This is a genomic window from Desulfocicer niacini, assembly GCF_054657595.1.
The window spans coordinates 97,892-106,191 of record NZ_BAAHYK010000021.1; the positions used below are offsets into that span (position 1 = coordinate 97,892).

Genomic DNA, 8,300 nt, shown 5'->3' on the forward strand with positions numbered 1-8,300 from the left:
ATACAGGAGAAAGTTCATGCGATACACAACGGAACGAAAAGAAGCTGTACTCAAAAAAATGATGCCACCGCATCCCAGACCGATCAACCAGTTGCCCAAAGAAGAGGGTATCAGCGAGGCCACATTATATAAATGGCGTCAGGATGCCCGGCAAAAAAGCATCCTGCTGCCGGATGCCGAAAGGGTATCCTGGCTCAGGGGGTGCATCTTGAAACCACCGGTGATCCATGCCGACAACGGCGGTGCTCAGAGTTGTAAGAGAAGAAAATTTCAAAAAATGCGACAAGTGTCTTGATAGCCACCGCCTTCAACTACCGTTTTAATAACTTTTCCAACTTTGAAAATAACCGTTATCACTCGGTTCATTTTCGTTGTTGAAATATAATCCAAGGGGCGATATCAGTGCACTATCAAAAGCCTCTTGTTTCACCGATCTTCATAATACAAGCCCGGTCATCGCCAATGCCGTTTTTTACGGCAAAGGCCCGGTATCTTTCAGGAGGTTCCCAAGGTGATTCATCCGTCAATACGATGGTCCCCCAGTGTGATGGTATGATCAGGCTGGCTTTTACATCATTTGCAACCTGAACGGCTTCTTCCGGATTTGTATGGACAGGTTTCATCACATTGACCGGTGTATATGCTCCGATGGGAACGATGGCGACATCAAAGTAACCGAACCTTTTGCCGATCTCCTTGAAAAGGGTTGGTGAATACGCCGTATCTCCGGCAAAAAAACAACTTTTATTATCTGAGCGGACCGCCCAGGAGCACCATAATGTTTCATTACGATCGCCAAGTCCCCGACTAGAAAAATGGACTGCAGGAAGAGCGGTCATATTCAGCCCATCCAAACCAGCTGATTGATGCCAATCCAATTCCCGGATACTTTGATAGCCTCTTTCAGCAAAAAACGATTTTAAACCCAAAGGCACAAATACATGAATCCTTTCTTTGCCGGGCATGGTCTCAATCGTTTTGGCATCCAGATGATCATAGTGGTTATGTGAGATAATGATAATATCAACCGGGGGAAGTTTAGCCAGTGATATTCCGGGTGGTACATATCGTTCCGGACCGACGGGAAACGGGCTTGCCACATCGCTGAAAAACGGATCAAACAAAATATTTTTATTTCCAAGTCTCATCAGATAGGTTGAATGCCCTATCCATGTGAGGGTTTCAGATCCTGAATAATTTTTTAAGTTCGATAGTGCAAGGGATTCCTTTATCACGTGGTTTTCCGGAACCGTTGGTGTATCAAAACACCCTCCTATGACCCTCCTGAAAAAAAAGGAAAACCCAGGCGTTTCCGGCCTGGGAACCAGCGGATAGTTACGGAACCCTCCTGTTGTATGGTGGAGCGGTTTGTCTTCAATTGTCATTGCATTGGGGCTACAGCCGGTCATCGCCTGAAGTATTGCCAACATGGTTAATCTCATAAATTCCCTGCGCGTCCATCTGTTTTCGCTGTCAATATTCATATTTACCATTATCTGGTCCCAATTGTTATTACACAGTATTCATTATTATTACAATGCGATCATAATGTCAATTTTGTGTATCGGCCTTAACATAATTGTCTGACATTTTACTGTCTCCTTTATATTGTGGTTCATTATATCCTGTAAATTGGCGGAAGAAAGGTTTCTCACCTTCCGTATTCATAAATTTTTCTGATATTTTGGCAGGCATGGTATGTTTTCCCCCTTATAGCCTTATCCCAATTGTATCTAAAATTTATCTCTATTCATTCTTGAAATCATGCAGGTGGCCGTCGCATGTGCATAGATATTGCCGTCTTCATCTTTTAATGAGCCTTCAGAGACACCCAGTCGCTTCGAACAATGAATAACCCTTGCTCGTGCCTTTAGCGGGGTGCCTATGGGTAATGGTTTGAGCAGTTGCACATTGAGATCAATCGTTACATAATTGTCCCCTGGCCCCAGCATTGTATGCACGGCGCATCCTGTTGCAGAATCCAGTATAGTGGCTGCGAAGCCTCCGTGGACGGTTCCCATTGGGTTTAAATGGTTTTTGTTAGCTTCAGCTTGAAATTCCGCAAAGCCCTTTCCCACCTCCATCAATTTCATTGGGATGGTTACCGCCATAGAGGGTAACGGGATTTCTCCATTGATGACTTTCTTTAATAGATCAAATCCATTTAGTCGATCAATATTCATATCCGCTCCAAGTTTTCAGGGAGGGTGGTTTTGAAAAAATCCATTTTCGTCTCTTTTTGCTCGATTTTATAAAAGGTCTTTCTCAACTCCCGGAACTCCAAGAATATATACAAACGATTAGTAAAATCAGCTTTTCTGTAATCTTCAAGAATTTTTTCACATTTTGTGTTCATTTCATTGTCCCCCGATGTTGTTGTTTCCCGATCCCATTTCATAATCAGTTTTGTGATAGCCTTGTAAAAAATTATACTCACATGATTTGACAACAATATGGTGGGAGTGGACACCGTTATTACAGCAATAGAGTGTGGTCAAAATTACATGGGCATCTGTCTTGGTATTAAGATAGCTTTTGATTTATTTGTTTTGAAGTGGTAAATACGACATTATAGAGTTGGATTGTGCCATTTTGGGAGGTGAGATGAAAAAAGTAACAATACTGGCCATGCAGAACAGCATGGGCTTCTCCATTATCAGTCCCATGGAGGTGTTTTCCCAGGCAGGGGTGATGTGGAATTATTTTAATGGGCTGGGAATAATACCCTACTTTGACGTCAGGTTAGTGACAAGCATCGGCAAGCCCTTTAAATGTTTAAACGGCGTCAAGATGGTGCCTGATGGATCGATTCATGACATAAGGAAGACGGATCTGATTGTGGTGGCTTCCATTATGAATATTGATAAAACCCTTCGTATGCAAGGTGAGGTTCTTGAATGGTTAAAGGATCGATATCACGAGGGTTCCCATATTGCCACAGTTTGTTCAGGGGCATTCGTACTTGCAGAAACCGGGTTGCTGGATGGTAAAACGGCAACCACCCACTGGGGCTTTGCAGATCAATTCAAAAAACGGTATCCCCAGATAAAACTCAAACCTGAGCGGTTGATTACCGATGAGGGTGATCTGTTTTGTTCAGGTGGCTATAGCGCTGGTATGGATCTTTCTCTCTATCTGGTGGGAAAATATTGTGGGCATGAAGTGGCGTTGCAGTCTTCAAAATCCATGCTTTTTGACATGGGCCGGACCTCCCAGTCCCCTTATTCCGTGTTTCAGTATCGAAAAGATCACAGTGACGATAAAATTCTTGCAGCTCAAAAGTGGATTGAGGATCATTTTGATAAGCATTTTAATTATGATGATCTATCTTGTAAAATTGGTATGAGTCGTCGCTCATTGGAACGGCGATTTAAAACCGCCACCGGGGAAACCCCTCTGAGGTATCAACAGAGCATTCGGGTTGAAACCTCCAAACGATTGCTGGAAAAAGGAATGCATTCCTTTGATGAAATTACGTATCTGGTAGGTTACGAAGACAGTAGTACCTTCCGCAAGATCTTTTCAAAGCAGACCGGTTTGGCACCAACGGAATATCGGAAGAAATTTCAGAGGGTAATCACAGCATAGCCATCCAGCATTTCGGCTCAGGAATCAGGATGTAGAGCGGCATCCGGGTGTGGCGGGAAGCTGCCCGGGTCGTGGATGAGTTCGAGAAATCATCAGAAGATTGTCATCATGAAGAAAACATGTAATGCAAGCATTGCTGCTTGATTCAAAATGTCGTTTTTCTGTATCTCAGTTAATTAACGCAAACATCTTCGACTTGTCCGCAGCATGTTTTTGTTTTGAAGGGTTAAGTTCTCTTTGGATTCATAAAAAGACGATTTATATAATCCTCAAACATCGGCACTGTAAAAGCAATATCACCGTAAGATGGACTGTAAATCATTCCTTTTGCGATTATTTTAGCCCGGCAAGGGCCAAGGGCCTTGACATCCTCGCCCAATTGTTCCGCAACCTCTGACGACCTGTACGGTCCCTTTCCAAGCTTTGACATAGCCTGAACATATTCACGCTCTTTCGGGGTTAACCGGTCAAACCGAACACGAAAAAAACTCTCATCCAGTCGTTTAAGCGCCAAATCAGAGGCACTGTCAATATTTTTAAGATGTATTGGTGAGCTGTCTGCCACATTCCATGCCTGATATCCCCATTCCTGCAGAAAGTAGGGATAGCCTTGTGTTTGTTTAACTATTTCCTCAAGAGCTTCTTCAGATATTGTTTCACCTTCCTTTTCAACTGGATTCTTAATTGCATGAATCGCAGAGAGTCTGTCAAGCGGTCCCACAGAAGGAAAAGAGAACAGTCGCTCAGCATATGATTTGGCATTCCCGGATAAGGCCGCGATTTGTGGCAAACCTGCTCCAAAAAGTAATATTGGCAATTGTTTTTGATTAGACCTGTGTATTGCCACAATAAGAGAGGCCAGTTCCGATTCAGACAGATACTGCATTTCATCAATACATATAGTCCATACCTTGCCCGCTGCCTTTGCTGCATTGCCAACTCTGACAAACAAATCACAGATATCCATTTCAAGGTTTCCACTGTCTGCAATCCCTGCTTCCGGATCAACCGCAAGGGAAACATCTCCAACTGAGATCTTGAAGGCAGCGGCAAAGCCTTTTAAAGCACGCATCGCTTTATGCGCATACCTTTTAGCATTTTCCACTTTAGAAATTTTATATAATACCTGGTAGATTTTAGGGTACAATAAATTCGGCAGATTTCCCTTTTCAGGGGATTCAATAAAAGAGGTTATATGACCATGGAACTCTGCATCGTTTTCAATCTTGTTTAAAAGTACAGTCTTGCCAGTCCCCCTTAATCCTGTAAGAATTTGTGATCTGCTGTTTTTTCCAGCTGAAATACGTTGGATAGCAATATCAGCATCTGAAATTATACTGTCTCTGCCGGCCAATTCAGGAGGTTGAGAACCTGCACCTGGAGCAAAGGGGTTTTGTACTGGATTCATAAAGCACCTTGTTATAAAAAGATTACATACTTATAACTGTATCTAGTTAGAACTACGGTAAACTTTTTATAAGCCAAAGTCAATCTCTTTTTTAAAATAAATCTAAGGACTTATCACTGAATCAGTTTTGATAAATTTGATTCTCCCCATGTTATCATAGCCATTGTTTTTTACCAGCATGTGGTAATTGTTTATATTTCAAAAAAATATGATTAAGCTTGTCATAAATTTCTTGTAATGAGTAATTCAATGCCTATACCATTCCATTAGATTATGTTTGGTGTTGTTGTTTGAAATCACGGGTGCCGCCTTGGCCGATGTTTCATCTATCTTTCGGGCGACCTTCTCCGTGTTTCCACTCAGAGAATCATAAACAACCAAAACTTTCATTTTTTCTTCCTTTGCTATTTTTATGTCCTTAAATTAATCCTTGATTAAAATCATACCATACGGTATGGTATGATATATTGATTTTAAGATGACCTGTCAACAAAAAGAATCATACTGTTGAGTTTGTTTTTTTATATAGCAGGTACGGGCGGACCTGACACATCATCTGTCGGACACAGCCCAAAACGAAAGTCGAAAGAACTCAATAACTTATTGAGCACTTTCATATAACCACCACGGGCGGACCGGGATTTGGGACCCGGGTTCGCCCACAACGAAGCTTGAAAGAATGTTAGGCTCGCCTACTCTTTCATTTAAAAAACAACAGGCAACCGCACATGAAAAAAATAGAACAAAATAAAAAACTGAAGATGGAAAGCATACTTAAAGCCGCACAGAAATTATTTCAATCAAACGGCTTCATTAGCACCAGCATGGATAAAATTGCCGAGCAGGCCGGTGTCACCAAACAAACGGTATACCGATATTTTGAATCCAAAGAGGCCCTTTTCAAGTCGGCCCTGGAAGCCCAGAGACTTCAGGCGAGCAATGATTTCTTGAAAGCTTTGGACCTGGAAGACACCACAAAAGCCCTGAACACCTTTGCAGTGGGATACATTGAAAGGCATTTGTCCAAGGAACATCTGGCTAATATTCGCCTGCTGGTCTCCGAAGGTCCCATGGTCCCGGAAATAACACGCGCTTTTTATGCCGTTGGCCCTAGGCGGACCAAAACCCGACTGGCTCAATTTTTCAAGGACCGATTCAATATTGATGACGCCCAATTCGAAATCGACGTTTTTCTAAACACCCTTGTGTCCATGCGCATGACCTTGCTTACCGGTTTGGATACCCCTCCGTCATCCGCAAAAATCCAGGAACACTCCGCCAAAGGGGTAAAGGTTGTTTTGAAATTGCTGGATTTATAGAAAAGAAATGAAATGCCATTGATTAAAAAAAGTCATTCCCATAAACGATTAAAGGAGCTGTCAATATGAATTTATTCCCGTTAAACAACCAAAGCATATGGAAAGATCTGTGGCTTAATCAATTAAAAAACGATCCTGAAAAAACAAAAAACAAAAGTCCTAACAAAAAATGGGACAAACGCGCCCAGGTGTTTGACAAACGATCCGCCACACCGCAAGCCGTCGCCAGAAAAGAGCGCATTTTGTCCATGCTCAAAAAAGCCGGTGCACTTCAACCCGAAAGCCGTGTTCTGGATGTCGGTGCAGGATCGGGCACCTGGGCCGTTCCAATGGCGGAAATGGGAGCAAGAGTAGTCGCCCTGGAACCTTCCGGCGGCATGATCAAAATCCTTAAGGAGAAGATGTCTGCCAAAGGTATTGGGCCGGATCAGATCCAAATCAGGCAGCAGACATGGCAGGATGTGGATTTGGAAAAAGAGAGGCTGTCTGGTCAATTTGACCTGGTGTTTGCTTCCATGAGCCCTGGTGTTTACGATCCGGAAACACTGAACAAAGTAATGCAAGCCTCCCGAAACTTCTGCTACCTGAGCACCTTTTCCGGCGGGGGGTGGCGCAGTTGTTACAACGATCTGTGGCTGCGTATTACCGGCCAAGAACTTGAACCCACATCATGGGATTTCATTTATCCCTTCACCTATGTTTACGCCCTGGGATATCGGCCCCAAATCGACTTCAATGTCTGGACCCATGACCGCAAAGAGACCATTGATGAAGCTGTGGAAAATATCAGCTTTTTTATCCAAGGCATAACAGAGGTCACGCCGGAAATCCGCCAAAAATTAAAAGCTTATATAACCAGTCAGGCTGTTGACAAAATATTTCATCAGGAACAGACTGTTTGCCAAGGTGTAATGTTGTGGCAGGTCGCTTGAAAATTTAAAGCACCGGACAAATTTAAATCAGTCCAGGCGCAATGCGATCTTCTATTCTTTTTGTAAAATAGCCTATGGATGCACAAAGCCCAACCACAATAAGGGAGCCGGCATTATGTGTTACGTCTCCCCATACGGACGTCAGCCAGCCCATGAATCCGGCGAACACAAAAACCAGATTAATAAAAAACCTTTGATAAGATCCAGTTTATCTACAAAAACATGAAACACAACACAACTGGCAATACTCAAAAAAACTGGGGGCTCGTGTTTCTACTGGATGGCAAGTTGGCGGCAAAAATAATACCTCAAACAGCGGGCTGCTCATAAGTATATCTCTTTTGAAAACGCGCTTGTTTTGGGTTTAACCTCGGTTCCAAGCTGTAATCTTAATCTCCGTGTGTACTCATCTTGTGTACTCATCTAAGGAGACGTGTGGTTGATTACGATGTTTTTTTAAAGTATCAACAAATCTCATCTAAGATAAACTTAACACCAGAATCTACGGTGAAATCCGTAGCATTCTATTGATATCTTTCCGCCATAAAGATCTGCAAAAGAGAGTACCGGAATTTCCATTTCCATCTTGAAAATATCTTCGGCATTTTTGCATAATGGTTTTGGAATCGGGGGATAACAGCTTCCTCGCAATATTAAATTCGGCTCTATTTTAACCAAGTTGCCTTGGCTTTTGATAATCAGCTTGTATGTATAATCCATATCTTTTATTTTTAATTTTTGAATCTGACAAAGGGGAAATAATCGTTTAACCTTATCTGAAATTCTACTGAGTGAATTTGTAATATCCTTTAAAGTTTCATCCCTTGGTTTAACTGGAAGAAATGTTAAATCAATATCAACAGATAACCGCGGCAGATTCAAATAAAAAAAGTTCAAAGCCGTCCCGCCTTTTAGAGCAAACGCTTTTTCCTGCCCCACGATTGGAAGAATTGACAGCATTAATTTAGCCAGCTCAAAATATTTGTTCATTTTCGCGGAGCCTGGAAGAGTGCAAAATGAGTATTTTCGCACCCAGGCCGCCGAACGACATTT

The 8,300-nt window shown here is 42.4% G+C and carries 10 protein-coding genes; 4 read left to right on the top strand and 6 right to left on the bottom strand.

Annotation, left to right across the window (positions count from 1 at the left end; all coding sequences use genetic code 11):
• Window positions 1-16: 16 nt before the first annotated feature.
• Window positions 17-295: a transposase gene (locus ACYQ2M_RS13045; protein WP_459916791.1), complete on the top strand. Its 279-nt coding sequence runs from the start codon at window positions 17-19 to the stop codon at window positions 293-295.
• Between the two features lie 115 nt (window positions 296-410).
• On the opposite strand, the gene ACYQ2M_RS13050 is transcribed toward ACYQ2M_RS13045, so the two are convergent.
• The 4 genes from ACYQ2M_RS13050 to ACYQ2M_RS13065 are packed head-to-tail and all read right to left on the bottom strand — an operon-like array spanning window position 411 to window position 2,356.
• On the bottom strand, window positions 411-1,493 hold the full coding sequence (locus ACYQ2M_RS13050) for an MBL fold metallo-hydrolase (RefSeq protein ID WP_459916792.1): 1,083 nt from the start codon (window positions 1,491-1,493) through the stop codon (window positions 411-413).
• A 58-nt stretch (window positions 1,494-1,551) separates the two neighbouring features.
• Complete coding sequence (locus tag ACYQ2M_RS13055) at window positions 1,552-1,695, bottom strand: hypothetical protein (RefSeq protein ID WP_459916793.1); 144 nt, start codon at window positions 1,693-1,695, stop codon at window positions 1,552-1,554.
• A gap of 38 nt (window positions 1,696-1,733) precedes the next feature.
• Window positions 1,734-2,183 carry a PaaI family thioesterase gene (locus ACYQ2M_RS13060; RefSeq protein WP_459916794.1) on the bottom strand — a complete coding sequence of 150 codons (450 nt, stop codon included), beginning with the start codon at window positions 2,181-2,183 and terminating at the stop codon, window positions 1,734-1,736.
• Window positions 2,180-2,356, bottom strand: a complete 177-nt coding sequence (locus tag ACYQ2M_RS13065) for a hypothetical protein (protein WP_459916795.1) — start codon at window positions 2,354-2,356, stop codon at window positions 2,180-2,182. The genes ACYQ2M_RS13060 and ACYQ2M_RS13065 overlap by 4 nt, the downstream gene beginning before the upstream one ends.
• A 248-nt stretch (window positions 2,357-2,604) precedes the next feature.
• On the opposite strand from ACYQ2M_RS13065, the gene ACYQ2M_RS13070 reads away from it, so the two are divergent.
• The gene (locus ACYQ2M_RS13070; RefSeq protein ID WP_459916796.1) at window positions 2,605-3,588 is read left to right on the top strand and encodes a GlxA family transcriptional regulator; all 984 of its coding nucleotides are present in this window, start codon (window positions 2,605-2,607) and stop codon (window positions 3,586-3,588) included.
• A 226-nt stretch (window positions 3,589-3,814) separates the two neighbouring features.
• On the opposite strand, the gene ACYQ2M_RS13075 is transcribed toward ACYQ2M_RS13070, so the two are convergent.
• The gene (locus ACYQ2M_RS13075; RefSeq protein ID WP_459916797.1) at window positions 3,815-4,996 is read right to left on the bottom strand and encodes an ATP-binding protein; all 1,182 of its coding nucleotides are present in this window, start codon (window positions 4,994-4,996) and stop codon (window positions 3,815-3,817) included.
• 728 nt (window positions 4,997-5,724) lie between these two features.
• On the opposite strand from ACYQ2M_RS13075, the gene ACYQ2M_RS13080 reads away from it, so the two are divergent.
• Window positions 5,725-6,315, top strand: coding sequence for a TetR/AcrR family transcriptional regulator (locus tag ACYQ2M_RS13080; RefSeq protein ID WP_459916798.1), 591 nt, complete (start codon window positions 5,725-5,727; stop codon window positions 6,313-6,315).
• Between the two features lie 65 nt (window positions 6,316-6,380).
• Window positions 6,381-7,247 (top strand): class I SAM-dependent methyltransferase, encoded by an 867-nt coding sequence (locus ACYQ2M_RS13085; RefSeq protein WP_459916799.1) that lies wholly within the window; start codon window positions 6,381-6,383, stop codon window positions 7,245-7,247.
• A gap of 489 nt (window positions 7,248-7,736) precedes the next feature.
• Here the strand turns inward: ACYQ2M_RS13085 and ACYQ2M_RS13090 are convergent.
• On the bottom strand, window positions 7,737-8,300 hold a 564-nt coding region (locus ACYQ2M_RS13090; RefSeq protein ID WP_459916800.1), incomplete at its 5' end, for a nucleotidyl transferase AbiEii/AbiGii toxin family protein.

Coding starts and splice junctions, on each gene's coding strand:
- ACYQ2M_RS13045 (WP_459916791.1), top strand. CDS start 17: ATGCGATACACAACGGAACGAAAAGAAGCTGTACTCAAAAAAATGATG.
- ACYQ2M_RS13050 (WP_459916792.1), bottom strand. CDS start 1,493: ATGGTAAATATGAATATTGACAGCGAAAACAGATGGACGCGCAGGGAA.
- ACYQ2M_RS13055 (WP_459916793.1), bottom strand. CDS start 1,695: ATGCCTGCCAAAATATCAGAAAAATTTATGAATACGGAAGGTGAGAAA.
- ACYQ2M_RS13060 (WP_459916794.1), bottom strand. CDS start 2,183: ATGAATATTGATCGACTAAATGGATTTGATCTATTAAAGAAAGTCATC.
- ACYQ2M_RS13065 (WP_459916795.1), bottom strand. CDS start 2,356: ATGAACACAAAATGTGAAAAAATTCTTGAAGATTACAGAAAAGCTGAT.
- ACYQ2M_RS13070 (WP_459916796.1), top strand. CDS start 2,605: ATGAAAAAAGTAACAATACTGGCCATGCAGAACAGCATGGGCTTCTCC.
- ACYQ2M_RS13075 (WP_459916797.1), bottom strand. CDS start 4,996: ATGAATCCAGTACAAAACCCCTTTGCTCCAGGTGCAGGTTCTCAACCT.
- ACYQ2M_RS13080 (WP_459916798.1), top strand. CDS start 5,725: ATGAAAAAAATAGAACAAAATAAAAAACTGAAGATGGAAAGCATACTT.
- ACYQ2M_RS13085 (WP_459916799.1), top strand. CDS start 6,381: ATGAATTTATTCCCGTTAAACAACCAAAGCATATGGAAAGATCTGTGG.